The organism is Halobellus captivus (assembly GCF_007655485.1).
GTDB classification, from domain to species: Archaea; Halobacteriota; Halobacteria; order Halobacteriales; family Haloferacaceae; genus Haloquadratum; species Haloquadratum captivum.
Genome location: NZ_VJXQ01000001.1, coordinates 411439 through 434485, shown reverse-complemented (window position 1 = coordinate 434485; position 23047 = coordinate 411439). Strand labels below are relative to the sequence as shown.

At 66.3% G+C, this 23047-nt stretch carries 22 protein-coding genes and 1 tRNA gene; 13 read left to right on the top strand and 10 right to left on the bottom strand.

What is annotated here, in order from left to right:
• Positions 1-159: 159 nt before the first annotated feature.
• A complete protein-coding gene (locus FJT57_RS02040) occupies positions 160-1170 on the top strand; it encodes an NADP-dependent oxidoreductase (protein ID WP_144901187.1) in 1011 nt (336 codons plus the stop codon).
• Between the two features lie 245 nt (positions 1171-1415).
• Here the strand turns inward: FJT57_RS02040 and FJT57_RS02035 are convergent, their stop codons facing one another.
• The 5 genes from FJT57_RS02035 to FJT57_RS02015 form a co-directional block, all read right to left on the bottom strand.
• Positions 1416-2204, bottom strand: coding sequence for an SDR family NAD(P)-dependent oxidoreductase (locus FJT57_RS02035; protein ID WP_162524298.1), 789 nt, complete (start codon positions 2202-2204; stop codon positions 1416-1418).
• Positions 2205-2604: 400 nt separating this feature from the next.
• Positions 2605-2784: transfer RNA gene (locus tag FJT57_RS02030), tRNA-Trp, on the bottom strand.
• An 80-nt stretch (positions 2785-2864) separates the two neighbouring features.
• Positions 2865-3086, bottom strand: a complete 222-nt coding sequence (locus FJT57_RS02025) for a DUF5795 family protein (protein ID WP_275264619.1) — start codon at positions 3084-3086, stop codon at positions 2865-2867.
• A gap of 95 nt (positions 3087-3181) precedes the next feature.
• On the bottom strand, positions 3182-4165 hold the full coding sequence (locus FJT57_RS02020) for a DUF5794 domain-containing protein (protein WP_144901183.1): 984 nt from the start codon (positions 4163-4165) through the stop codon (positions 3182-3184).
• Between the two features lie 6 nt (positions 4166-4171).
• Entirely contained in the window at positions 4172-4384 is a 213-nt protein-coding gene (locus FJT57_RS02015) for a hypothetical protein (protein ID WP_144901181.1), read from the bottom strand.
• A 463-nt stretch (positions 4385-4847) separates the two neighbouring features.
• On the opposite strand from FJT57_RS02015, the gene guaB reads away from it, so the two are divergent.
• The 3 genes from guaB to FJT57_RS16550 all read left to right on the top strand — a co-directional run bounded on the left by guaB (position 4848) and on the right by FJT57_RS16550 (position 7486).
• The gene (gene guaB, locus FJT57_RS02010) at positions 4848-6350 is read left to right on the top strand and encodes an IMP dehydrogenase (protein WP_144901179.1); all 1503 of its coding nucleotides are present in this window, start codon (positions 4848-4850) and stop codon (positions 6348-6350) included.
• Between the two features lie 204 nt (positions 6351-6554).
• Positions 6555-7154, top strand: coding sequence for a HalX domain-containing protein (locus FJT57_RS02005; RefSeq protein ID WP_144901177.1), 600 nt, complete (start codon positions 6555-6557; stop codon positions 7152-7154).
• Between the two features lie 188 nt (positions 7155-7342).
• Entirely contained in the window at positions 7343-7486 is a 144-nt protein-coding gene (locus FJT57_RS16550) for a DUF7503 family protein (protein ID WP_203229071.1), read from the top strand.
• Here FJT57_RS16550 and FJT57_RS02000 read toward each other — a convergent pair whose 3' ends face one another.
• The 4 genes from FJT57_RS02000 to FJT57_RS01985 are packed head-to-tail and all read right to left on the bottom strand — an operon-like array spanning position 7487 to position 12299.
• Entirely contained in the window at positions 7487-9736 is a 2250-nt protein-coding gene (locus tag FJT57_RS02000; RefSeq protein ID WP_238993879.1) for a hypothetical protein, read from the bottom strand.
• A gap of 52 nt (positions 9737-9788) precedes the next feature.
• On the bottom strand, positions 9789-10595 hold the full coding sequence (locus FJT57_RS01995; RefSeq protein WP_238993878.1) for a DUF7504 family protein: 807 nt from the start codon (positions 10593-10595) through the stop codon (positions 9789-9791).
• Positions 10596-10650: 55 nt separating this feature from the next.
• Positions 10651-11814, bottom strand: coding sequence for a pyridoxal phosphate-dependent aminotransferase (locus FJT57_RS01990; protein ID WP_144901175.1), 1164 nt, complete (start codon positions 11812-11814; stop codon positions 10651-10653).
• Entirely contained in the window at positions 11811-12299 is a 489-nt protein-coding gene (locus FJT57_RS01985) for an Lrp/AsnC family transcriptional regulator (RefSeq protein WP_144901173.1), read from the bottom strand. The genes FJT57_RS01990 and FJT57_RS01985 overlap by 4 nt, the downstream gene beginning before the upstream one ends.
• A gap of 131 nt (positions 12300-12430) precedes the next feature.
• On the opposite strand from FJT57_RS01985, the gene FJT57_RS01980 reads away from it, so the two are divergent.
• The 9 genes from FJT57_RS01980 to FJT57_RS01940 all read left to right on the top strand — a co-directional run bounded on the left by FJT57_RS01980 (position 12431) and on the right by FJT57_RS01940 (position 22359).
• On the top strand, positions 12431-14239 hold the full coding sequence (locus FJT57_RS01980; RefSeq protein ID WP_144901171.1) for a vWA domain-containing protein: 1809 nt from the start codon (positions 12431-12433) through the stop codon (positions 14237-14239).
• A complete protein-coding gene (locus FJT57_RS01975) occupies positions 14239-16623 on the top strand; it encodes a vWA domain-containing protein (RefSeq protein WP_144901169.1) in 2385 nt (794 codons plus the stop codon). The genes FJT57_RS01980 and FJT57_RS01975 overlap by 1 nt, the downstream gene beginning before the upstream one ends.
• Positions 16620-16976, top strand: a complete 357-nt coding sequence (locus FJT57_RS01970) for a hypothetical protein (RefSeq protein ID WP_162524297.1) — start codon at positions 16620-16622, stop codon at positions 16974-16976. The genes FJT57_RS01975 and FJT57_RS01970 overlap by 4 nt, the downstream gene beginning before the upstream one ends.
• Positions 16969-18072 (top strand): DUF7502 family protein, encoded by a 1104-nt coding sequence (locus FJT57_RS01965; protein ID WP_144901165.1) that lies wholly within the window; start codon positions 16969-16971, stop codon positions 18070-18072. The genes FJT57_RS01970 and FJT57_RS01965 overlap by 8 nt, the downstream gene beginning before the upstream one ends.
• A 3-nt stretch (positions 18073-18075) precedes the next feature.
• Entirely contained in the window at positions 18076-19017 is a 942-nt protein-coding gene (locus FJT57_RS01960) for an AAA family ATPase (RefSeq protein ID WP_144901163.1), read from the top strand.
• A gap of 1 nt (position 19018) precedes the next feature.
• A complete protein-coding gene (locus FJT57_RS01955; RefSeq protein ID WP_144901161.1) occupies positions 19019-19924 on the top strand; it encodes a DUF58 domain-containing protein in 906 nt (301 codons plus the stop codon).
• A gap of 25 nt (positions 19925-19949) precedes the next feature.
• Positions 19950-21203: an MFS transporter gene (locus tag FJT57_RS01950; protein WP_144901159.1), complete on the top strand. Its 1254-nt coding sequence runs from the start codon at positions 19950-19952 to the stop codon at positions 21201-21203.
• Positions 21204-21251: 48 nt separating this feature from the next.
• Entirely contained in the window at positions 21252-21677 is a 426-nt protein-coding gene (locus FJT57_RS01945; RefSeq protein ID WP_144901157.1) for an EamA family transporter, read from the top strand.
• A 118-nt stretch (positions 21678-21795) separates the two neighbouring features.
• Positions 21796-22359, top strand: a complete 564-nt coding sequence (locus tag FJT57_RS01940) for a thioredoxin family protein (protein ID WP_144901155.1) — start codon at positions 21796-21798, stop codon at positions 22357-22359.
• Positions 22360-22579: 220 nt separating this feature from the next.
• Here FJT57_RS01940 and FJT57_RS01935 read toward each other — a convergent pair whose 3' ends face one another.
• Positions 22580-23026 carry an RNA-binding protein gene (locus FJT57_RS01935; protein WP_144901153.1) on the bottom strand — a complete coding sequence of 149 codons (447 nt, stop codon included), beginning with the start codon at positions 23024-23026 and terminating at the stop codon, positions 22580-22582.
• Positions 23027-23047 lie beyond the last annotated feature (21 nt).

Sequence of the window (23047 nt, the reverse complement as noted above, 5' to 3'; positions counted from 1 at the left end):
CGCTATGAAGGACGTGGAGGATGACCGTCTCGCTCCAGGGGAGAAAACGCGGTTGAATGGAACCCGGGTTCGATGCGTTCAACGATTCAACTGCTCGAAGTATCCAGATAGGCCTACCGCCTCCCGAAGTCTCTTTGATGCAACGAGTCGAAAGGGGGTGTGGAAGACACAAACCGCAGTTGGTACTTCGTAGAACGACCAGTGGGTGAACCGGACGCGGACTGCTTCGAACTCCGAGAAGCGGACGTACCAGATCCCGCCGAAGGTGAACTGCTGGTTCGTGTCGAGTACCTCTCCGTCGATCCGTATATGCGCGGTCGGATGCGGGACAGCGAATCGTACGCGGAGCCGTGGGACGTCGGAGATACCCTGAAAGGAGGCGTGGTTGCCGAAGTCGTCGAGAGCAACAGCGAAGAGTACGACGCAGGCGACTTCGTGACCGGAGAGGGAACGTGGGCTGATTACAGCGTTCTCGATGCAGATGACGTCGCCCCCGTCGATCCCGAGATTGCCGACCTGCCCGCGTACCTCGGCGTCCTCGGGATGCCGGGCCGGACGGCGTACTTCGGGTTGCTCGATGTCGGTGAGCCCAAGCCTGGCGAGACCGTCGTGGTTTCCGGGGCCGCGGGTGCGGTCGGTTCGGTTGTCGGGCAGATCGCGAAGCTAAGCGGCTGCCGCGTCGTCGGGTTCGCCGGGTCGGACGAGAAGACCCGCTGGCTCACCGACGATCTCGGATTCGACGCTGCGATCAACTACAAAGAGACCGACGACTACGGGGCTGCGCTTGACGAGGCCGCGCCTGACGGCGTTGATGTCTATTTCGACAACGTCGGCGGATCGATCACGGACGCCGTCTTCACGAAACTGAACCTCGACGCTCGTGTGGCCGTCTGCGGGCAGATTGCGCACTATAACGACGAGAGTGTCCCGACTGGACCTCGAAAGCTTCCGCTGCTCATCGCGCCACGCGCGAAGGTGCAGGGCCTTCTCGTCGGCGATTACGCAACCCGGTTCGGGAAAGCGAGCGAACAGCTCGCAACGTGGGTTGCAAGCGGCGAGATCGGTCACCGTGAATCAGTCGTTGCGGGCTTAGAGAACGCGCCGGATGCGTTCCTCGGACTATTTTCCGGCGACAACATCGGGAAACAGGTCGTTCGAGTGGCCGAATGACCACCCTGTAGCCACTCGACGCAGATAGCGGGAACAGTCAGCGTCGAACGTACGCAGATCAAGCCGCACCTCGGATCCCGAGTGCACTGCCACAGGACGCGCGAAATTCCTCCGAGAGCGGATTTTGTCTCGGCCAAGTGTCATTTTGATTGAACGACTCGCCGACGCAGAGACGATCTGCGGCGACCGCCAAGGTCGAACTGCCCGAATCGTGAGCGGACACGCTCCGGTTTCGACTCCGACCCTCAGAGCCCGGACCCGCCGTCGACCGGGACGGTCGCGCCGTTGACGAAGCTCGCGTGCTGGCTGGATAGGAAGGTGACCAGTTTCCCGAGATCCAGCGGATCCCCCGGCGACTCGTAGGGACAGTCCGCGAGCACGGCCTCCCAAGCCGACGTGATGTCGGGGAAGTCACCGGCTTCGACCCGTCGGGCGAGAAACGTCTCCAAGTCTTCGGTCTCGTGGGGACCCGGTACGACGGCGTTCACGCGGACATCGGGCGCGAACGTCGTGGCCTGGCTCTCGGTCAGACCCTGAACCGCCCGCCCGTACGCGGTCGCCACCGGCAGTTCGTCGGCGAGTGCGGGGATGGCGGGATTGGCGACGGTGACGACCGTCCCCTGGTCGGAGTCTTCGAGGTGGGCGTAGGACTCACGGATAGCCCAGACGGTGCTCATAAACAGCCGGTCGAATCCCCGGAACCAATCCTCGTCGGAGACGTCGAGAAACCGTTCCGGTCCGAGTGGTCGGGGTCCCGTGACGAGGTGGTCGATGCCGCCGTACTGGTCGACCGTCTCCTCGACGAGTGCCGCCAGGTGATCACGGTTGCGGACGTCTACTTCGAGACCGAAAATCTCGCCCTCGCCGAGAGCGTGAAGTCTGTCGCTGGCGTACGCGAGCCCATCCAGATTCGGCGCGGCAAGGGCGACGTTCGCCCCCTGACGCGAGAACGCTTCCGCACAGGAGTGGCCGAGTCCGGTCCCACTCCCGGTGACCAGCGCCACGTTTCCTTCCAGTCCGAGGTCAATGTCCATATCCGACGCTTGGGTACCAATCCTAAAAGGTTCGTGCCCGGCGAAACTTTTCGACCGCTCCTCGATAACCATCGCTGAATCACTCGCCCGGAGTCTCGTCATCCCAAGCTGGTGCGCCGCTCGTGTTGGTCGTTCGGGCCGTGGGTCTCTCCGTGACGGGGCTCTTTTGTACCGGGGTCGGTTCTCACGGCGCTGTTTGCGGGCCACTCGGTGCGCTCGTCGGCCTTGTCGTTGAAGACGAGTGCCTTCCGGATCGTGCAGAGATCTGCGCAGGGTTCCGACTCGGGGTTTACTTCCGTACCGGGCAGCGCTGCTTGATTTCTGTACTGTGTAGGCCACAGAACTCGCAGATTTTCGGTTCTGTGTTTACCTGAGGTTCAGAAAGGGTTATTTTTTGGAATGGGGCCGGAGGGATTTGAACCCCCGATCGACTGATATCTCCGGTACGCGCCTCGGTACTCCAGAGGGTCGTCATCGCGAACCGATGATCAGTCGGTCGCTCGGTATATCAGTCTGGAGTGTCGTCACCGGGCGCCAAGCCTCTGGAGTCAGTCGCCATGCCGGGCTTGGCCACGGCCCCTGTGTGTTGCATCCGTCCGTATGCCGATACCGCATAAAGGAATTACGATCGGTCGGCGGACTGGAACGACAGGCGGTCGATCACCGATCCGTGTCAGACCACGAGCACTCCTGGCACTTGTAGGCCGTCACGAATTCGGTCACACTCGGCATATACCCGACAGAGATGACGTTTTCGCCACACTCCGGACAGTCAATCTCGGCGTCTTCGATCGCTTCCGCTTCCAGCGGGCGCTCGCCTTCGACGAGTTCGGCGAGCCGCTTCGGGGTGACCATCCGTCCTTCGACGACGCGATTGCTCATATGGCGTCCGACGATGTGCAGGGTGGTAAATCCGTCGTGGCGGGTCCGATCACGACGCGGGAGAATCCCGACGGGCCATCGACCGATCGCCGCAGTCAGAGCCAGGGCGCTCTGGAGCCGTCTGAGTCGGGATAGCCGTATCCGACGTCGCCGCCGGTCTCGCCCGATCCGCCGTCGTCATCGTGGTCGTCATCTTTGTGATCGCCGCCGTCGGTGACGGCCGCGCGGATCGACGCGAGCGCCTCGCCCGCTCCGCCGTCGAGGCTGCCCTGCTCGGCGTCGATATCGAGGTCGTCAGCGTCGTCGGCGTCGACCGACTCGTCCGCCCCGCTGGCGTCGCGCTCCAGACTCGCGTCGGGGTCGTAGGCGAACAGGGCGGTGACGCCCAGCACCGCCAGCGCGACGGGCGCTTGGGTGGGGAGCAGCCCTAGCACGTCGACGGCGAGCATCCCGAGCGCAACCGAGCTACCGAATCGGAAGCGGTCAATGTCGACCGCCCCGCGGAGCTTCGGCGCGAAGACTGCGACCGCGAGCGCGAACGCGACACCGGTTCCGGCGGCGGCGACCGCGCGGGCGACCGTCTCGAGGTTGGGGTCGACCACCAGCGCTGCGCCGCCGAGTTCGAGACTCGCGATCAGACCGAAGCCGATGATGATGCTCGGAGAGGGGAGGTACTCGCCGATCTTCGCCGAGGCCGTCTTCGCCGCGACCGCGAGGATGACGAGTCCGGCGAAGCGGTGGAACACCTCGAAGTTCAGCACGCTCTTCAGCGTCTCCGCGAAGAGCGCTTCGAGTCCTGCGACGGGGAGCAACAGCGCCCCGAGGAGGAGAATCGACGTCACCTGTTCGCGGCGGGTTCCGTCCATCTCCGCGAGGATGACCGCGACGGTCGCCGAACCGCCGAAGATCAGGAGTCCGGTCTCGATGATGCCGAGCGGGCTGCTGAGCGCACCCGCGATGATGAGAGCCGGGAAGATCCCGTCGACGAGCGGGAGGGCCATCACCGTCGCCAGAAGTCGGGTCGCACCGCCGACGCGCTGCTCGAGGCGGAGTGCGACTGGATGCCGTGAGACGCTCATTCGGGACTAACGGCCGTCACCATCGGCCAAGCGGCGATGCGGGCGCAAGCCCGACGCGGAAACGCCGTGGGCCTGCCCGAGCACTCCAAGCGAATCAAGCGCGGACTGCATCCGATTTCCGCGTTTGAAGTTCTGCATCGCTGTAAATGTAAAAGTCGCATCGAATTCCGCGGTCTGCTGAACGGCGATGCGCGATGCAGAGGGACACTCGGAGTCCATACCTAAGTGAAACCGGAGTGGGATATTAAACGTTGTGTGGGACAGCGGCTCACGGTTCTGGGTCTCTTACAGCAGACGGGGACAGAAATCGGTGATTGTGGCGAAATATGGAGGGATCTCGGATGATTCGACGGTATCTCGGTTTCCCCAGGCAATTATTGCGTCCATCTTCAGCTACGTTGTGTGTCTCACTCCGATGGGCGGTTCCCGAGTGTGGCCTGCCTCATCTGCGAAGAATCGCAGATCGGGTCGCTGACGGGCGTATCACGATTGTACGAGAAATTGGACGGAGTATCGCTGTTGCACGAGAATTGGACGGGAGTCTCGCAGTCGTACGGAGTAAGCAGCATTCCCACCGCGTGAGTTATGCAAGATCACGAGCACATTCGGCGACTATATGCCAACAATCTGCACAGCGATGGTGTCTCGCAACGCTTTTGCCAGTCGACTGTGGACCATTTATATGGCGAACGACGGTTCCACACAGGGATCCTTTTCGGAGAAACTACGCGTGCCAGAGGCGTTGACGTTCGACGACGTGCTGCTTCGGCCGATGGAGAGTCGCGTCGAACCCGACGCTGCCGACGTCTCGACGCACGTCTCGAAGAACGTCAAACTGAACATCCCGATCCTCTCGGCGGCGATGGACACCGTCACCGAGGCGGGGATGGCGATCGGAATGGCGCGGGAAGGCGGACTCGGCGTCCTGCACCAGAACATGAATCAAGAGCAGTTGCTCGCCGAAGTCGAGCGCGTCAAGCGCGCCGACGAGCTGGTGATCCGTCGCGAGAACGTCGTCACCGCGAGCCCGTCGCAGACGGTCCGCGACGTTGACGCGATGATGGAACACGAGGGCGTCTCGGGTGCGCCCGTCGTCGACGAGGACGACACGGTGCTCGGGATCATCTCCGCGACCGACATTCGGCCGTACCTCGAAGTCGGCGACACCGACGAGGTGCGCGAGGCGATGACCGACGAGGTTATCACGGCCCCCCGGGACGTCGGCGCGCGCGAGGCGCTCGAACTGATGTACGACCACAAGATCGAGCGCGTCCCCATCGTTGACGACGGCGACCGGCTCGTGGGCCTCGTCACGATGCAGGGCATCCTCCAGCGGCGCGAGCACGAGAACGCCGCGCGCGACGAGGACGGTCGACTCCGCGTCGGCGTCGCCGTCGGGCCGTTCGACAGCGAGCGCGCCGAAGCGGCCGACGAGGCCGGTGCGGACGTCCTGTTCATCGATTGCGCGCACGCGCACAACCTCAACGTGCTCGACAACGCCCGAGACATCAAGTCCTCCGTCGAGGCGGACGTCGTCGTCGGCAACGTCGGCACGCGGGAGGCCGCCGAGGCGGCGGTCGACTTCGCCGACGGCCTGAAGGTCGGGATCGGCCCCGGATCGATCTGTACCACGCGCGTCGTCTCCGGCGCGGGGATGCCGCAGATCACCGCCGTCGCACAGGTGGCCGACGTCGCGGCGCGGGAGGGTATCCCGGTCATCGCCGACGGCGGCATCCGCTACTCGGGCGATGCGATCAAGGCGATCGCCGCGGGCGCGGACGCCGTGATGCTCGGGTCGTACTTCGCGGGGACCGACGAGGCCCCCGGTCGCGTCATCACGATGAACGGCAAGAAGTACAAGCAGTATCGCGGAATGGGCTCGGTCGGGGCGATGAAATCCGGCGGCGGCGAACGGTATCTCAAGGACACCGACGAGGAGGAAGAGGACTTCGTCCCCGAGGGCGTCGAAGCCGCCACGCCGTACAAGGGCACGCTCGCCTCCGAACTGCACCAACTCGTCGGCGGAATGCGCTCCGGGATGGGCTACGTCGGCGCGGAGACGATTCCGGCGTTCAAAGAGCGCTCCGAGTTCGTCCGCATCTCCAGCGCCGGACAGACCGAGGGTCACCCCCACGACGTGATGATCACCGACGAAGCGCCGAACTACAGTCCGGACGGGGACTGATCGGCCGGGATGGGACTAAACAGCCGGACGGGAATTGCTCGGCCGGGACGGAACTGATCGTCGTTTCGACGGGGAATCCCGACACCCGACGCGGGGGCACCCGGTGTCGGGACGGACCACAGCCGCGTCGTAAGGGGTATCTTGATATGCCCCCGCGAGACAATCCTTCGTATCGGTGTTCCCGAAAACACCGCACACCTACCAATGAGCGCTGACCTGCCGATGGTACTCGTCGTCGAAGACGAGCCGGACCTCGCTGACCTGTACGCAACGTGGTTGAGAGACGAATATCGCGTTCGCGTCGCCTACGGCGGTCGCGAGGCGCTCGAAGAGCTGGACGACGAGGTAGACGTCGTCTTGCTCGACCGACGAATGCCGGACCTCTCCGGCGATGAAGCCTTGGAGGCGATCCGCGAGCGGGACGTCGGCTGCCGCGTCGCGATGGTCACCGCCGTCGAACCCGACTTCGATATCGTCGCGATGGGCTTCGACGACTATCTCGTGAAACCGGTCTCTCGGGAGTCGCTCAAGGACACCGTCCAGAACCTGCTCCGTCGGAGCCACTACGACGACGGGATTCAGGAGCTGTTCGCGCTCGCATCGAAAAAGGCCCTCTTGGAGTCGGAGAAAGACGCCGCGACGCTCGAAGACCACGAGGAGTACCAACGACTCACCGAACGCGTCCGTGAACTTCGCACCCAGCTCGACGACACTCTCTCCGCGTTCGACGACGAGCACGACTTCACGGCGATGTACCGCGATCTCGGCGACGATATCGATGTCGAAGCCGAACGCTCCGAATAACGACAGGTTCGGCGGCGCGCTCTTCTCCTCTCCCTTCCCAACTCCGCGTTACCGACTGGCGTCAACCGACAGTCCTTCTCGGAGCCGTCTACCTTTTTGTGCAATATTTTTTGAGTTAAATTAAGATAATATCATATCAGAAAGTGTCAGAAAAATTTATTTTAAAGCGCGCATAGGTACCAATCGTCATGTCCGACAATGACTCCAACGCTGTCGCACAGTACCTGGCCGACCACCCCCGCGCAATGGGCGTCCTGTTCACCGCGCTGCTCCTGCTCTCGCAGGCTGGCGCAGTTGCTGCGGGCAACCACGGCGCGATTTCCGGTCCCTAATTACAGCGAATCGATTCGCAGATTGTCGCTCCACCGCAGCGAACCATTGACCAACACCGGGACGTTCTCCAGCGATAGAAAGTGTTCTAGTTCTGACTCCGTTAACTCGAATACGTCCGCGGTTCCCGACGATAGATAGTACGTTTCGTTTCCGGGCAGATACGGAACGACGAGACTTCCGAGTTCGTACTCAGCGGCGGGGTAGGTCCGGTAATCGACGTCGAACCCGTACTCAGTCCGCGTGATCTTACACATGTTCGGGAGCATCGCCTGCACCTGCGCCACGCAGAACCCCCCGTCGCCGACGACGATGTAGTCGCTCCCGATGTAGCTGTCGCGCTTTGCGATATCGAGGGAGATCCGAATCGGGAATCCGTAGTTCAACAGCCGAGCGAGGGTCCGACCGATGTCGACCGCGCCGCTGTTGACGACGTCGTTCAGCGTGACGATTCCGGCGATCGCCCCGCGTTCGATGAGCTCCATCCCCTGTTCGTAGGACTGACACGCGTTGAGGAGGAACGAGTCGACACCGAGCTCGTCGATGGTCTCGACGTCGAGCGCGCCGTCGGGGCACTGAAACCCGTTCTCGTCGATGTGACCGATGTAGTGGAGGAACTCCGTCTTCTCCGCGAGCACCGAGCGGAGTTCCTCGACCGTCAGTTCGTAGTGCGTCCTGACCTCGAAGGGGAGTTCCTCGCGCGAGCCGTACACCGCCTCGACGGCGTCACGCTCTTCGGCCATCTTCGGGTCGTTACACACCACCGTGATGCCGATATCGCCGTCGATGGGCGCGCGCGACAGGCGGTTCCGATACGCCTGCAACGACGCCTTACTCGCGCCGATCGGGATTCCGGCCCCGAGCCACGCCTGTTCCAGCGAGTCCGACTCCGGCGGCTGGACGTACGCCCGCTGTGCGCTCCTGGTCTCCTGGCTGCGGGTGTCCGAACTCCGCGTGCTCGCGCTCCGTGTGAACGTGTCGTCGGAAGCGAGGGCCGGGGGAGCAGCGCGCTCCGAATCTAACTGGGGGCGCTCGGGTGACGGCTCGTCGTCCGATCGCGGCGAGCCACGACGGACGAAATCCGAGACGGCGTTCGCCTGTATCGTCGACCCTCCGGTCGGCTCCGTCTGCGGCGTCATCACGACCGCGAGGTCGTTCGCGGCGAACGGGAGCACCTCCACGTTCGCCGCCGTCGGTGCGACGTGAGCCGTCAGCTTCCAGTCGGGGATGTGCCCTTCGATCTGCTCGTACGGGATGTCGAGGTAGGCTTCCAGCTGCTCGCCGATCGAGCGGTCGTACAGCGCCGCGAAGTCCAACCCGAGGCGCGGTTCGAGCGCCCGCCGCTCGTGGAGGTCGACCTCGTAGTAGCCTTCTGTTCTGGTGAGACAGTCCAGGAAGAACGTCTGCTTCAACACGCGCTCGACGGAGCGCTCGAACCCAGGGGGACCGCCGAGTTCGTGTGTGAACCCCGCGTCGGTCACGATTCGCGGCATCGACCCGGGGACGACCGCCGCGCCGAGGTAGTACGCCAGCGGCGCGGCGGCGTAGACGTGTCGAAGCGTCTCAGGCAACTTCAGCGTGATCCCCGTCTCCGGCCGTTCGAGACCGTCCGGGGCCGCGAACCGACCGCCGCGTTCGATCAACGGCGGGTGTCCGCGGAGCGTCGGATATGACCGCTCGACGCTCGTCGTTTTCAGCGCCGATCCGAGCAGTGAGACGGCGCGCATCACATCGCGAGGTCGGTCCGTCGTCCGAACGGTCGCCGCCGGACGCTTGTGGTGTGATCGCGCCCCGATCAGGACGTTCGTTCGATCGCCGAACTCGAGCCGCGTGTTTGTCGCGTCCGAAACCACGCGGAGCGAGGAGTCGACTCGAAGGTACAGTTTGATCGGCGCGAACAGCTCGACGCTGTAGGTCCCCTCGGGAAACACCTGGTCCGCGAAGTGCTCCGCCTGCGCCAGCAACTCGCCGTTCCCGTCGCGGACGCAAACGGAGACGACGGTCTCTAAGTCCAACTGGTCCGTCTGAACCATCACGGCCTCGTCGGCGGGGAAGCGGAACGCGTCCGGATCCGCCTGTCGGGGGTGGATTGCCTCGGACGCGGAGAGCACGAACTGACTGCGCTCGATGGGATCGGAAACGACGAGTCCGCCGCGGTCCGACGACCCGTCGAACTCGATCTGGAGGTGGTCGATACCGGGTAGTTCGGTCGGGTCGACAGCCCGGCTCTGTCCCCCTCCCTGCCCATTCATTGTGTCAACACATCACTTACGCAGCAAAAAGCATACTGGTGCCGTATCGCCGTTAGGACTCGATCGGCAGCCACTCGGAGACGACGTCGCCGTCGTGGAGATGCCAGCGCTGTTGCGGCTCGCTGCCGTTGAGTCGTAGTTCGACGATCCCGTCGAACAGCGGGGCGAACAGTCGCGTCGTTTCGGCGTCAAACGGTTCGGGGAGTCGAACGTGCACCATCCCGTCGGCCGTCCTGACATCGTTCGCGAGCAGATGGAGGAACCGGAACACGGTTGGTTCGTCGTACTCGGCCAACAGCGTCGCGATGCAGTCGAATCCGACGCGTAACTCCGCCGGTTCGAGCCCGCCCGCGATCGCCTCGAACTGCTGAATTGCCCGTCCGATTTCGACGCCGAGATCCGAGATCGATCCGTCGACGGTCACTCTCGAACGTTCTCGCGTTTGCCCCTGCCCGTCGGCTCGAGACGAGGGATTCGAAGAAACCTGGGGAGACGATGGACGAAGAGACTGATTCGTGGCGGGTTCAAACGGGGAGGGACGCCCGTCGCCGTCGCTGGACGCGGCTGCCGTACCGCGGGCGTCGACTTCGCACTGGATGATCCGTGTCCACTCCGGGGTCCACCTGTCGACGGATTCGTATCTCCACTGGGGAGCGGTCCCGTCTTCGACGACGAGTCGGCGTCGGTCGCCCGAACAGCCACTCCCGAGGAGACACGCGGAAACCCGAGCGTACACTTCCTCCGGAACCGAGCCGACGACGAGCAGCGCACTGCCCCGGGACTTCAGTTCGTCGAGAGCGGTCGCAACGCCCATGGTGGCACCGACGGTCGATGTATCAGATTCGCCACCTGTGTGCATTCGTGCCGTACCAACACGCTGATTGAAGTAATAGTTTGTGATCGAAGGCGTTACATCATTGCGTTTCCAGGAACGATTCGATCCGATTCAACGCCTCTTTCAGCTCGTTCATTCCCGACGCGTACGACACGCGAAGGTGACCCGCTCCGCCCGATCCGAAGACGCGTCCCGGCACGAGCGCAACGCGCTCCTCGCGGATGAGCGCCTCCGCGAACGCCTCGTCGTCGTCCCACCCCGGCGGGCACTTCGGGAAGACGTAGAACGCGCCTTTCGCCTCGAAGCAGTCCATCCCGATCTCGTTGAACCGCGAGATGACGAACTGGCGGCGGCGATCGAACTCCCGACGCATCTCTTCGACGGCCCCGTCGCACGACTCCAACGCTTCGAGCGCGGCGAACTGCGCGGTCGTCGGGGCCGACAGCATTGTGTACTGGTGGATCCGGTTCATCGCGTCGATCATCTCGCTGGGGCCGAGCGCGTACCCGAGGCGCATCCCCGTCATCGCGTAGGCCTTCGAGAAGCCGTTAAACACCACCGTTCGATCGCGCATACCCGGCAGCGTCGCGATCGAGACGTGATCGTCCTCGTAGCGGAGCGCCGCGTAGATTTCATCGGAGAGGACGAACAGGTCGTGCTCGCGGGCGAACTCGGCCACCTCGGACAGTTCCTCGCGCGTCATCACCGCCCCCGTCGGATTGTTCGGGTAACAGAGCACGAGCGCGGACGCCTCTGCGGCCCCGGCGCGTTCGAGGTCGTCGTACGTCAGCACGAAATCGTTCTCGGCGTGCGTCTCCACCTGGACCACGTCCCCGCCCGAGAACGACACTGTCGGCCCGTAGGAGATGTACGAGGGCTGCGGGACGGCGACGGCGTCGCCGGGGTCGACGAGCGCGCGCATCGCGAGGTCGACGGCCTCACTCGCGCCCGTGCTGACGAGGATCTCCTCGTCGGGATCGTAGGAGAGATCGTATCGCGTCACGTGCGAGGCGATCCGCTGGCGGAGGTCTCGCCGACCCAAGTTCGCGGTGTAGGAGGTGCGGCCCCGCTCCAGCGAGTCGATCGCGGCCGCACGAGCGGCCCACGGGGCGGAGAAATCGGGCTCGCCGACGCCCAGCGAGATGATGTCGTCCATCTCCTCGGCGAGTTCGAAGAACCGCCGGATTCCCGACGGCGGCGTCTCCTTGGCCCGCTGGGAAAGCCGGTCGGACGGCCCCGTCATGGCGAGACGGCGAGGCGGTCGTCGTCGTCGCCGTCGCCGAAGTAAACGCCGCGCTCTTTGTACGTCGTCATCACGAAGTGGGTCACCGTCTGGGTGACCTCCGGGATCGGCGCGATCTGCTCGGAGACGAAGTTCGAGACGTCGTGCATCGATTCGCCTTCGACGTCGACGGCGAAGTCGTAACTGCCGGAGATGAGCCGCAGCGACGAGACCTCGGGGAACTTCGCGATGCGCCGTGCGATCTCCTCGTACCCCGTCTCGCGGTCGAGTTCGACGTTCAACTCGACCTCCGCGCGGACGTGCTCTTCGTCCACGTGGTCCCAGTCGACGACGGCCTGGTAGCCGCGGACCGCGCCCTCGGACTCCAGTTCGTCGACCAGTTTCTCCACCGTTGCTGCGTCGGTACCGAGTTGTCGCGCGATGTCCTCGGTGCTCTGACGAGCGTCACTCAGCAACAGGTCGAGCAGTTCCCGCTTCGCTTCCATACGAGTTGCGAAGCGGGCCCCGTTGAAAGGGTTTGCTCTCCGTCCCATCCGCGCGGTGCTCCGAGGGCGTCGCGCGAACCCGCGCCCGCAGTGGGAAAGGTCCAATACCCCGGCGGTCCCCCACTGGCACGATGGCCCTCCCGGACGCCTTCCTCTCCCCGCTCGGATTCGCCGCCCTCCTCGCCGCGGTCCCCGTGATCGTCCTGTACCTCGTGCGGCCGGACCCCCGCCGCGTGACGCTGCCGACCGTCCGGTTTCTCTCGGACTCCGACGGCACGTCAGCGTCGACGCCGCTCCTCGAACGGCTGAAGCGCAGCGCGCTTTTGCTGCTCCAACTGCTCGCGATCGTCCTCTTCGCGACCGCGCTCGCGACACCGTACGTCCCCGTGTCGGAGTCGGAACTCGTCGAGGAGACGGTCATCGTCGTCGACGCCAGCGCCAGTATGAACGTCGAGACAAGCGCCGAGACGCGCTTCGATCGGGCGATCTCGGCCGCGCGCGCGGAGACGTCCTCGACGACTTCGATCGTCGTAGCCGACGGCCGCGCCTCGATCGCGCTCCGCGGCGGAACCGCGGGCGACGCCGACGACACGCTCGCCTCGTTGCGCGCGACCGACGCCCCCGGAGACCTCCGGACGTCGATCTCGCGGGCGTCGAGCCTCGCCGGAGAGAACGCTCGGATCGTCGTCCTCAGCGACTTCGCGGGCGAGGGCTGGGAATCCGCCGTACAGTCCGCCCGCGCCCGCGGTCTGACCGTCGATCTGCGGCAGTTCGACGGCGGCGGCGACGACAACGTCGGGATCGTCGACCGCGAGTTCTCCGGCGAGGAAGTGACCGTCTCGGTTCAGAACTTCGGCGGGGACGACGTCACCCGCCGGGTTTCGCTGGGCGGAGCCGAAACGACCGTTTCGCTCGCGCCCGGTGACGTCAGGAGCGTCACGCTTCCGGTTCCCGCTGGCGGGGGCGAAGTCCGGCTCTCGCCGGGCGACTCGTTCCCCACCGACGACGTCGCGTACGTGGCCGCGCCCGAGGACGCTGCGGTCGACGTCCTGCTCGTCACTACCGACGAGAACCGCTACCTGACGACGGCGCTGTCGGTGATCGATCCGGTCGAACTCACGGTGGTGGAGCCGCCGGATTCGATCCCCGAACCCCCGGAAGACGCCTACGACGTGGTGCTCTACAGCAACGTCGCCGAGGCCGAACTCGGCGACAGTCACGTGGCCGCTGGCCGCGAGGCGCTCGCGGCGGGCGGCGGGGTCGGGATCCAGGCGAGCGAGTCGATGCCGGTCGACGCCTACGGGGACCTCCTCCTGTTGGATCCGGGCCGTATGGGCTCGAACCCGACGCTGTCGGAGCCGGTTCAAGACGACCTCACACGCGATATAACCTTCCCGCCGCCGGAGCGGTACGTCCGCGGCGATCTCCGGTCCGGACGTGCGCTCGTCTCGACGACTGACGGGACACCGATCGTTGCGACCGCCAGCCACAGCGGCGGGCAGGTGCTCTACTACGGCTATATCGAGTCTGCCTCCGCGTTCAAATACGACTTCGAGTACCCGATCTTCTGGAAGCGGAGCGTCTACGCGCTCGCGGACCGGGAGTCGCTTTCGGAGCTGAACCGCCAGACCGGCGAGCGACTCGCCTTCGCGAACGAGACCGCGGTGGAAACGCCGCGCGGCCAGGTGACCGCTTCGTCCGTCGACGTCGCCGACGTCGGATTCTACGCCGCCGACGGGAGTCGGTACAGCGCGTCGCTCCTGAGTCCGACGGAATCCGCGGTGTCGGCGTCGGAAATCGATCCGGGCGCTGACGGCGGGGAGACGGCGAGAACGGAGGAGCGGACGGTGCCCGATCCGCTGACCGAGTTCGTCGCCCTCGGGATTCTGTCCGTCGTTCTGGGTGAGGTCGCCTTCCTCCGCCGCCGAGGTGACCTGTGATGTCGGCGCTCCCCCGTGTCGCGCTCGCGACGTCGGTCGAACTCACGGACACGTTCTCCGTGGGTCTCGAACGGCCGCTCCTCCTGCTCGCCCTTCCCGTCGCCGCCGTCGCTCTCTGGGCGCTCGTCTTCCGCGGCGCGTCGGGGACCGCCTCCCCCGACTCGCGACGCTGGTTCCTCGCTGCGAGAGTCGCCGTCGTCGCGCTCGTCGTGCTCTCGGCCGCCGGGCCGTACACCGTGCAGTCGCAACTGACGGACGGCGATCCGAGCGTGACGCTGCTGGTCGACGAGTCCGACAGTATGGCCGTCGCGCCGGACGTCGAGGACCGGCTCACCGAGTCCATCGAGGCCGAGGGCGTCTCCGTCCGGCGCGTGCCGGTGGGCGCGGACGCCGACTCGCCGATCGGCGATGCGGTCGCGGCCAACGTGCGGGAAGGCGGCAACCTCGTCCTGCTCAGCGACGGCCGAGTGACGAGCGGACAGTCACTCCCGGCCGCGACCGACCTCGCCCGCTCGGCCAACGCCACCGTCTCTGCGGTCTCGCCCGAACCGCGAACCGCCGAGCGGTACGTGTCCGTCGCGGGTCCGGAGAAGGTGAGCCTCGGCGTCGAAAACCGCTTTGGGGCCCGAGTCGCTGGCGTCGGCCCCAACACCTCCGCGACGCTCACCGTGCGCGTCGACGGCGAGCGGGTGCTCGAACGAACGATGGAGGACGCCCCGCGAACCGTCGAATTCAACCACACGTTCGAGTCGACGGGGAGTCACACCGTCACAGCGGAGATCGACGCGACGGATCGCTTCTCCGATAACGACGTCTTCAGGAAGACCGTCCGCGTCGTCGAGCAACCCGAGATTCTGTACGTTTCGCCCGGCGAGTACCCCTTCCGCGACTACCTCGATCGGCTGTACGACGTCGAGACCGCCGAGGAGGTTCCGGCGGACCTCTCGCCGTACTACGCGGTCGTCGTACAGGACGCTCCGGCCGATTCCATCGACAACGTCGACCGCCTCCAGGAGTTCGTCATCGGCGGCGGCGGCCTGTTCGTCGTCGGCGGTCCCAACGCCTTCGAGAACGGGGGCTACGAGGGCTCGAACCTCGCGTCGATGCTGCCGGTCACGACCGGCGAGGGCGAACCCCGCGCGACGAACATCGTGCTCGCGATCGACGTCTCCGGCAGCGCCGAGGAGGGGATGAGCGTCCAGAAGTCCGCGTCGCTCTCGGTGCTCGAACAGCTCGGCGACGAGAACGAGGTCGGCATCGTCGGCTTCAACTACCAAGCGTACCGCGTCGCCGACGTCGAGCCGCTCTCGGAGAATCGCGGCCAACTGTCAGACAAGATCCGTCGGCTCCGCGCGGGCGGGGCGACGGACATCGCCGCGGGCGTCCGCGGCGGCGGCGAACTCCTCGGCGACCGATCGGGGACGATCATCCTCGTCAGCGACGGTCACGACAACCCCGACGAGGCCGCGAGCGTCGCGTCGGAACTGACAGATCGGGGGGTTCGCGTCGTCACCGTCGGCGCGGGCCAGAGCGTCAACGAGCGGACGCTGCAGACGGTCGCCGGTGCGGGCGACGGCAGCTACTTCCGCGCGACGGAGACGACGCGGTTGGGGATCCTGTTCGGCGGGTCGGGCGCGCCGGGCGCGGCCGAACTCGTCGTCCTCGACCGGGGCTCGTTCGTCACTTCCGGCGTCTCGCTGACGTCGTCGCCAGCGGCGTTCAACGACGTCTCAGTCCGATCGGGCGCTGACTACCTCGTCGCCGGGAGCAACGGGCAGCCCGCGCTCGCGACGTGGCGCTACGGGCTCGGCCGGGTCGCGACGCTCACCGCCCACGGCGAGGACGGGACGCTCGACGGCCTGCTCCGAGAGCCCGACTCGCTGCTCCTGACGCGCACCACGAACTACGCCGTCGGCGACCCCGAACGGAAGGCGACCGGAATCACGGGGATTCCCGACACTCGCGTCGGAGAGTCGACGACCGTGACGTACCGCGGCGACGAGCGACCGCCGAGCGAGAACGCGTCGTTCCGTCGAGTGGACGGGGAGCTGTTTCAGGCGACGGTGACGCCGGGGTCGACCGGCTATCACGACGTGCTCGGCGCGACCTACGCCGCGAACTACCCGCGGGAGTACGCCGCGTTCGGCCCCGATCCGGCGCTCGATACCCTCGTCGACGACACGGGCGGCCGGGAGTTCACCGGCGGTCAGGGTGCGGAAATCGCTCGCTTCGCGACCGAGCGCGCTCGCGGCGTCCGCCCCGTCAGGACCGGCTGGACGTGGCTGTCTCTCGCGCTCGGGCTGTTCGTCTTCACGACTGAGGTGTGCTACCGGCGGCTTCAAGTCCGTCGCCGCAATACCACGTCGGACGGAGGTCTCCCGTGACGTTCGTCGGTCGCCCCCTGAACCGCGCGCTCGTGATCGCCCTCCTCGTCCTCGTCGCGGGGACTGTCGGAGCCACGGTGCTCTTTCAGTCCGGCGTGACCGCGATCGAGACCCAGAACGAGCAGTTGCGCACCCAGAACGACCAGCTGCGCGACGATATCCAGTCCGCTCGCGACCGGATCGAATCGCTCGAAGCGGAGGTGAGTCGCCTGCGGGATGAACTGGAATCGACGCGGGAAACGCTCTCGACCGTCCGCGAGGAGCGGAACGAGCACCGCGAGGACCTCGCATCCGTCTGCGAGCAGTGGCGACAGGAGCGCGACGACGCGCCGGAGGAGTGCGAGGATGTCTAAGGACGCGAACAGTCGTTCGGATTCGCCGCCCGAAGACGGCTCGTCGGATTCGACGAACGGAGGCGGCGCGACCAGTGCGGCAGACGACACCCGGTTCGATCCCGACCCGGGATTCGTCGATGGCGGCGGCGCGCGAGGGAGCGCGGCGGGCGAGGAGAAGGCGCGCTCGGACGACGTCGTGTTTGACGAGGAGAACGCGCGGATCCGCGCCGCCCTCTCGGAAGTCAGGCGCGAGGTCAGAACGGTCGCGCTCCTCTATGCGAGCGTCGAGGCCGCACTGACCGCGCTTCTCGCGAACCTCGTGCTCTCGCTCGTCGAACCGCGGTGGCTCGCCATCGATCTCGGTCTTCCGACCGTCGTGGTCGAGGCGCTTCGGAGCGTCCCGCTCGTCGGCATCGCCGCTCCGACGACGGTCGAAGCCACCTCGCTCGTCGCCCTCGCGCTCGGCGCGGTCGCGTTCGGGGTCGGCTACGCCGCGAGGCTCCGCCGCCCGCTCGTCGAGCAGTTCGAGGGGGCGAATCCCCCGGTTCGAGAAGCGCTGCGGACCGCCCGAGATGCCGTCGACGACGGGGCGGACACGGAGATGGCGCGACGGCTCTACGCCGACGTCGTCGAGACGCTGGGCTCGACCTCGACGCTCGAACTCGTCGAGACGCGCCGCGTGGTCGTGACAGTGCTCCTCGTCGTCGCCGTGAGCGTCGCGAGCGTGCAGGTCGCCGTCGTCGATCCAGACCTCGCGGGCTTGCTGGGTGCCGGTGCCGACCCGACCGTCGAGCGCCCGGATGACGACGGCTTACAGGACGGTGACGAGATCCTCGGCAATCCCGAGGACGTCGGAACGGGTGACGATTCGGACAACATCTCGGTGCCGGGAACGGGCGAGGGCAGCGCCGACGGCCCGACCGGTCCCGGCGGCGGCGTCGGCAGCGGCGGCGGAGGCGGGGAGTTCGACAGCCAACAGTCGGGATACGCCGGGGAAGAGCGGATCGAAGACGCAGAGCTGGTCCGCGAGTACAACCTCAGAATCAGGGAACTCGACGGCGCGGACACGACCAGCGATATCGACGACGCGGACACTACGAACGATGCATCCTAAGCTATGAGCGGAACCAACGAGGAGATCGATCGGATACAGCGCAGACTCGCCGCCCTCCGCGAGGAGGTCGCGAAACGAATCGTCGGCCAGTCCGACGTCGTCGAGCAACTGCTCGTCTGTCTGCTCTGCGACGGTAACGCGCTGATCGAGAGCAATCCCGGACTGGGGAAGACGACGCTGGTGCGGACGGTCGCCGAGGCGACGGATCTGTCCTTCTCTCGAATCCAGAACACGCCGGATCTGATGCCCGCGGACATCACCGGCACGGAGATCATCCGAGAGGTCGGTGGAGAGCGGGAGTTCGTTTTCGAGCGCGGCCCGGTGTTCGCGAACCTCGTCCTCGCCGACGAGATCAACCGCGCGACGCCGAAGACGCAGGCGGCGCTCTTGGAAGCGATGCAGGAGAAACAGGTGACGACCGGCGGGGAGACGCGGGAACTCCCCCGACCCTTCTTCGTGCTCGCGACGCAGAACCCGATCGATCAGGAGGGGACGTACCCGCTCCCGGAGGCCCAGACCGACCGCTTCCTGCTGAAGATCCTCGTTGACTACCCCGACCGCGACGAGGAGCGCGAAATCGTCGACCGGTACACGACGGGCGCGCCCGATCCGTCCGTCGAACGAGTTCTCTCCAGGGACGGGCTCACGCGGGCGCAACAGCTCACGCGGCAGGTCCCGATCGCCGAGGACGTCCGCGACGACGTGATTGATCTGGTTCGCTCGACGCGGACGGCCGAGAACGTCGAATTTGGCGCGAGTCCGCGGGCCAGTATGGGGCTCGTCCTCGCCGCGAAGGCCCGCGCGTTCCTCGACGGCCGCGCGCACGTCGCGTGGGAGGACGTCGAGGCGATGGCGAATCCCGTGCTGCGGCACCGCCTCGTCGTCGACTTCCGCGCCGAGCGGGAGGGCGTGACGCCGGACGACATCGTCTCGACACTGTTGTGAGATGTCGATCGAACCCGACTTCCTCGACGAACTGGCGCGGCTGGAGCGATCGCTGCGTCATCGGACCGACTCGCGGCGGCAGGGCGAGCAGCGATCGGCGAACGTCGGCGAGGGACTCACGTTCAGCGATTACCGCCGGTACACCCCCGGCGACGACGTGCGACTGATCGACTGGCGGGTGTACGCGCGGACGGACGAGCACTTCATCAAGCAGTACGAGGCCGAGCGCGACCTCACGGTCCACGTACTCCTCGACTCCTCGGCGTCGATGGGGTTCGGGACGGAGCGGGCGAACAAGTTCGAATTCGGCGCGCGAGTCGGCCTCGCGTTCGCCTACTTCGCGGTCGTCGGACACGACTCCTTTCGGTTCTCGACGATCGGGACGGACGCCGAGCGACTGGACCGCGGCCGGTCGACGCGGGGGGAGTTGCTTCGGCTCCTCGGCGCGCTGAACGGGACCAACCCGGCCGACCGAACGGCGTTTTTCGACGCGCTCGCGGCCTACGCCCGCACGATCCGGTCACGATCGCTCGTCGTCGTCGTGAGCGACTTCCTGGATTCCCCGGACGCGATCGAAGACGGGATCGCAGCGCTCGGCGACAGCGAGGTCCTCCTCGTCCACCTCGTCGCGCCCGAGGAGCGCGATCCCGACGTGACGGGCGACGCGGTGTTCGAAGACCCCGAAACGGGATCGACCCAGCGCGCGTACTTCGCCGGATCGACCGCCGAGTCCTACCGCGAGCGACTCACCGAACACGTCGACGACGTCGCCGCGCGAGCGCGTCGGCTCCGCGCCGAGCACGTCGTCGTCGACACCGGCGCGGACTTCTTCGACGCGTTCGCCGACATCTGGGCGGCGCGGGAGGCGCGACGGGCGACCGTCGCGGGAGACATTCGCCGAGTATAATTCTCTCCGGCGGCAACTCGCTCCCGTGACCGATGCACAGGACCGCCGGGTCGTCGCCCTCGTCTCGGGGTCGCACTTCGTGAACCACGCCTACATCGTGATGCTGGCCCCGCTCGTGACCGTCCTCGCGGCGCGGTTCGACGTCAGCATCGCCGCGATCGGGCTCGCGATCGGGGTGCAGAACGCCGTCGTGCTCGCCCTCCAGCTTCCGATGGGCTACCTCTCGGACGCGTACAGCCGAACGCTCGTCCTGGGCGTCTCCCTCGTTGTCGGGACGGTCGGCGCCGCGCTCACGGCGCTTTCGCCCACCTACGCCTGGCTCCTCGTCGCGCAGGCGATCCTCGGTGTCGGCATCGCCGGTCATCACCCAGCGCACTACCCGCTCCTCGCCGCGGTTTCGACAGCCGAGACCCGCGGTCGAGCGTACAGCGTCCACGCGTTCGGCGGGGCGGTCGGCCTCGCGGCCCCGTACGCGGTCGTGGCGGCGACGACCGCGCTCGGCCTCTCGTGGCGCGTCGCCGTCGGCCTCGTGACTCTCGTCGGCGGCGTCTACGCCGCGTACTGCCTGCTCGGGTTCCGGCGCGTCGACGACGAGATCACTCAGCCGGGACTCGCAGAGCGCCCCGACGACCGACCGACGCTCTCGTCGGTTCCGGGTCGAGTCCGGGCGCTTGTCCGGACGCTCACCGCCTCGCGCGGCATTCTCGCGTTGACCGTGCTGGCGTTTCTGACGTCCACGGCGGCGTGGACGATCCGCACGTACACGCCGAACCTCCTCGCCGCCGGATACGGCCTGCCTGACGGCACGGCGAGCGCGCTCACCTCGGCGATGCTGGTCGTCGGCGCGGGGCTCATCCTCGTCGGCGGCGCGCTCACGGATCGCGTGGGTGCGGGCCCGGTCGTCATCGGCGGCTACGCGCTGTTGGCCGCCGTCGCTGCGCTGCTCGCGACGCTCGAACTCCCGACGCTCGCGCTCGGCATCGTGCTCCTCCTCAGCGGGAGCATCAGCCTCTCGCGACCGGCGCGGTCGACGCTCGCAGATCTGCTCTCCGCGCGGGCGGATCTCGGGAAGAATTTCGCGCTCGTCACGATCGGGATCTCGCTCGGGGGGACCGTCGCGCCGCCCCTCTTCGGCTACCTGATCGGGGCCGTGGGCCTCGCGCCATCTTTCGCGCTCGTCTCGCTGCTCGGCGCGATCTCGATCGGACTGGCCTGGTGGATCGTTCGCGACGCCGAGACGGCGACGGTCGCTGTCGCTGGTGTGCCGGGCGACGACTGAGCGCGGGCGGACCGAAACGGTGAATCCGATCGCCTCCGCTGCATCCGTATGAGCTATCTCCCGTGGGCGATTCTCGCGCTCGCAGCCTACGCGCTCGTGGCCCCGTTTATGCGCGTCGCAACAACCGGCACGGCGAAGATTCCGAGTAACGTCGCGACGATGATGGCGAACACGATCCTCGTCGTCCTGACCGCCGCCGTCGTGATTTACAACCAGGAGAACGCAGTCGCCTACGTGACGCATCCGAAAGCGGGCTACGTCGCGATCGCGGGCGTCTGCCTGACGGTCGGTATCCTGGCGTACTACCGGGCGCTGTCGCTCGGGCCGGTGAGCGTCGTTTCGCCGATTTTCGGGATGTTCCTCGTGCTCAGTTCCGTCTTAGGGATCGTGTTCCTGAACGAGTCGGTGACCGCCAGAAAGGCGCTCGGGATCGGTCTCGGCATCGTCGCGGTCTACCTCGTCAGCGTCGAGTGAGTCGCGTCGACTGCAGACGAACCGGTCGAACGCCGAGGCGAACTCGTCAGTGTCCGGAACGAACTCGTCGGCCTCCGGAACAAACAACGTCTTTTGTGCGGCGATCCTACCCGCGTGTATGGTCCTAGTCGAATCTGACTCCGCGCTGACCGCGGGCGACGAGGCACCGGCGTTCGAACTCCCCGGCGCGGACGGCGAGACGTACGCGCTCTCGCACTTCGACGAGTACGACGCGCTGCTCGTCGTCTTCACCTGTAATCACTGCCCCTACGCGGAGGCGAAGGTCGACGAACTGAACCACCTGAGTGAAACCTACGACGACCTCGCGGTCGTCGGGATCAACCCGAACGACGCCGAGGAGTACCCCGACGACTCCCTCGAGCGAATGCAGGAACGCGTCGAAGCGGGAGAGATCCGATTCACAGCGTACCTGCGCGACGAATCCCAGGAGGTCGCTCGCGAGTACGGCGCGGTCTGCACGCCGGACCCGTTCCTCTTCGAGAACGACGGCGGCGCGTTCCGACTCGCGTTCCACTCCCGCATCGACGACGCGATGAACCCCGACGCGACGGCGGAGCGCTACGAGATGCGCGAGGCCGTCGAGGCGCTCCTCGCGGGCGAGGAGATCCCGGTCGAGGCGACGCCCTCGCAGGGCTGTTCGATCAAGTGGCTCGACGACTGAGACCCGTCGGGTGACGGTCGACACTGCCAGCGTTTATATACGAAGGCGGGACCACGCACGCCGTGCGTTGACCCCGAACGCAGGGCGTGCCGCGGTTGCGTAGCACAGCGCCCTGCGCCGACAACCGTGCTACCTGTTCGCCATTTCTCGCGTCTCAGCGTCTGTCTGCGGCGCATCGATGCGCCCGCTTTCGCGCATTTCCGATGCGTCCACACGACAGTCACTGGTCGGAATCGAGCGTTTCGGCGCGTTCGAGCGCCTCGCGAGCGTTCCCGACGGCCGACTCCTTCGTCGCGGGATAGGCCTCGACCTTCGCTCGCAGCGTGATCCCGTCGCCGCGTCGGACGTCGCCGCGGAACGCCGCCTGCTTGTCCAGCCGCAGGAACAGTTCGGTGTTGTCGGTGACACGGTCGTCGAGTTCGTCGAGCAGCGCGTCGAACTCGGGGAGCTCCGTCAACCGCGCGAGAACATGCCGAACGTCGTCGGCGTTCTCGACGCGAGCGGAGAGGACGACGATCCGGTCACCGTGGTGGCCCGCGCTCTCGGCTCGCGTGATCTCGAACTCCTCCGGAAGGAACGTCCGCAGCGCGCTCTCGACTCGCTTCTCGTCTTCGGTCTCGTAACAGAAGGTCCGCAGATCGACGTAATGAAACGGAATTCGGGGCATTAGCGGCGCTTCGCACCGGGA

Excerpts from the sequence above, each read along its gene's own strand:
- FJT57_RS01975 (WP_144901169.1), top strand. The coding sequence starts at position 14,239 with ATGTCGGCGCTCCCCCGTGTCGCGCTCGCGACGTCGGTCGAACTCACG.
- FJT57_RS02000 (WP_238993879.1), bottom strand. The coding sequence starts at position 9,736 with ATGAATGGGCAGGGAGGGGGACAGAGCCGGGCTGTCGACCCGACCGAA.
- FJT57_RS02020 (WP_144901183.1), bottom strand. The coding sequence starts at position 4,165 with ATGAGCGTCTCACGGCATCCAGTCGCACTCCGCCTCGAGCAGCGCGTC.
- FJT57_RS02035 (WP_162524298.1), bottom strand. The coding sequence starts at position 2,204 with ATGGACATTGACCTCGGACTGGAAGGAAACGTGGCGCTGGTCACCGGG.
- FJT57_RS02025 (WP_275264619.1), bottom strand. The coding sequence starts at position 3,086 with ATGAGCAATCGCGTCGTCGAAGGACGGATGGTCACCCCGAAGCGGCTC.
- FJT57_RS01935 (WP_144901153.1), bottom strand. The coding sequence starts at position 23,026 with ATGCCCCGAATTCCGTTTCATTACGTCGATCTGCGGACCTTCTGTTAC.
- FJT57_RS01985 (WP_144901173.1), bottom strand. The coding sequence starts at position 12,299 with ATGGAAGCGAAGCGGGAACTGCTCGACCTGTTGCTGAGTGACGCTCGT.
- FJT57_RS01955 (WP_144901161.1), top strand. The coding sequence starts at position 19,019 with ATGTCGATCGAACCCGACTTCCTCGACGAACTGGCGCGGCTGGAGCGA.
- FJT57_RS01940 (WP_144901155.1), top strand. The coding sequence starts at position 21,796 with ATGGTCCTAGTCGAATCTGACTCCGCGCTGACCGCGGGCGACGAGGCA.
- guaB (WP_144901179.1), top strand. The coding sequence starts at position 4,848 with ATGGCGAACGACGGTTCCACACAGGGATCCTTTTCGGAGAAACTACGC.
- FJT57_RS01960 (WP_144901163.1), top strand. The coding sequence starts at position 18,076 with ATGAGCGGAACCAACGAGGAGATCGATCGGATACAGCGCAGACTCGCC.
- FJT57_RS01945 (WP_144901157.1), top strand. The coding sequence starts at position 21,252 with ATGAGCTATCTCCCGTGGGCGATTCTCGCGCTCGCAGCCTACGCGCTC.
- FJT57_RS01995 (WP_238993878.1), bottom strand. The coding sequence starts at position 10,595 with ATGCACACAGGTGGCGAATCTGATACATCGACCGTCGGTGCCACCATG.
- FJT57_RS01990 (WP_144901175.1), bottom strand. The coding sequence starts at position 11,814 with ATGACGGGGCCGTCCGACCGGCTTTCCCAGCGGGCCAAGGAGACGCCG.
- FJT57_RS01980 (WP_144901171.1), top strand. The coding sequence starts at position 12,431 with ATGGCCCTCCCGGACGCCTTCCTCTCCCCGCTCGGATTCGCCGCCCTC.
- FJT57_RS02005 (WP_144901177.1), top strand. The coding sequence starts at position 6,555 with ATGAGCGCTGACCTGCCGATGGTACTCGTCGTCGAAGACGAGCCGGAC.
- FJT57_RS16550 (WP_203229071.1), top strand. The coding sequence starts at position 7,343 with ATGTCCGACAATGACTCCAACGCTGTCGCACAGTACCTGGCCGACCAC.
- FJT57_RS01965 (WP_144901165.1), top strand. The coding sequence starts at position 16,969 with ATGTCTAAGGACGCGAACAGTCGTTCGGATTCGCCGCCCGAAGACGGC.
- FJT57_RS02015 (WP_144901181.1), bottom strand. The coding sequence starts at position 4,384 with ATGGACTCCGAGTGTCCCTCTGCATCGCGCATCGCCGTTCAGCAGACC.